Here is a 1,570-nt window from a genome sequence, read left to right as displayed (position 1 = left end):
AAGTCACCCAAGAACTCTTGAAGCAGGCTAAGGGAGGGCGAGGAAGGAGTTTTGGGTAAAGCCCTGACTATAGGGCTTGACGCCTAGCCTGCCCAAGCCGTAAGGTGGCAGGCGTACCTGCAGGAGGTGGTATGAAAAGACTGCTTCTCGTCTCGGCCCTACTGGTCCTGGCCGCCTGCCAGCAGCAGGCACGGGTGGAACCGCAGGCCGCCTGGGTCCCCACCCAGACCTACATCGCCATCCTGGAGCCCGGCGGGCCCCACGGGGGCCTGGCCCCCCTGGCCGCCCGCTTCAGCGAAAAGCTTTCCGCCCTAGAACGGGAACTTGGCCTCAACATCCCCGCCGAAGACCGCCTCGAGGCCTTGGGGGCCGTCATTCTCCGCAACCTCACCCCCGCCCAAGCCCGGCGCCTGGCCCAGGACCCCCGGGTTTACGCCCTAACCCCGGACCAAGAGGTCAAGGCCTACGCCCAGACCGTCCCCTGGGGCGTGGACCGCATCGGTGCCCCCACCACCACCGCCAAAGGGGCGGGCGTGTCCGTGTACGTGGTGGACACCGGCATCAAGGTAGGCCACGAGGACCTCACCAACCTGGTGGGGGGGTATGCGGTGGTGAAGTGCCGGGGTAAGTGCCGCACGGCCTACGACGACGACAACGGCCACGGCACCCACGTGGCGGGCACCATCGCCGCGGCAAACAACAGCGTGGGCGTCTTGGGCGTGGCCCCCGCCGCCGAGCTTTGGGCGGTAAAGGTCCTCTCCGGCTCGGGCTCGGGCTCCATTAGCGGCATCGTCCAGGGCCTCAACTGGGTCATCGCCCACAACAATGGGGGAAAGCCCAAGGTGGTCAACATGAGCCTCGGGGGAAGCGGCACCGACGACCAGGACGGCCAGTACTGCCCCGCCGTTCGCTCCACCAACGCCTTCCACAACGTCATCCAAAAGGCGGTGTGCGACTACAAGATCACCGTGGTGGTGGCCGCCGGCAATGAGGGCGACAACGCCGCCAACCACACCCCCGCCGCCTACGACGAGGTCATCACCGTAAGCGCCACCAACAGCCAGGACGACTGGCCCTCCTGGTCCAACTATGGCCCCGACGTGGACATCGCCGCCCCCGGCGTGTCCGTGCTCTCCACCTGGCACACCTCCACGAGCGCCTACAACACCATCAGCGGCACCTCCATGGCCACCCCTCACGTGGCCGGAGCCGCCGCCCTGGTCCTCTCCCGCTACCCCAGCTACTCCCCCGCCCAGGTGAAGCAGGCCCTGCTGCAAAACGCCGAGAGCACCGCCACCTGGAACAACTCCTCCGGGCACCCGCACCCGGAACCTTTCCTGAACGTCCGCGGGTTCTAAGGCCAGGCGAAGCCTGGCCGCGCCCTCTTGGACTCTTCCTGGCCCCCTGTGTAGGGGGCCAGACCCTAACCCCAGGAAAAGGAAAAACCCCCCTAACGGGGGGTTCCTGCGCCGAAAGGCCCGGTGGACTTGAAAGCACGGGAACGGGCTTAGGTACTCCTTAGAAAGGAGGTGATCCAGCCGCACCTTCCGGTACAGCTACCTTGTTACGA

The 1,570-nt window shown here is 66.4% G+C and carries 1 protein-coding gene; it reads left to right on the top strand.

Translation table 11 applies throughout. The features are described 5' to 3' along the window. Positions 1-131: 131 nt before the first annotated feature. A complete protein-coding gene (locus tag L1088_RS12360) occupies positions 132-1,358 on the top strand; it encodes a S8 family peptidase (RefSeq protein ID WP_234555356.1) in 1,227 nt (408 codons plus the stop codon). The last annotated feature ends 212 nt before the right edge of the window (positions 1,359-1,570 follow it).

Source organism: Thermus caliditerrae, assembly GCF_021462525.1.
In the GTDB taxonomy this organism is placed as follows: domain Bacteria; phylum Deinococcota; class Deinococci; order Deinococcales; family Thermaceae; genus Thermus; species Thermus caliditerrae.
This window is presented reverse-complemented; position numbering and strand designations above follow the sequence as displayed.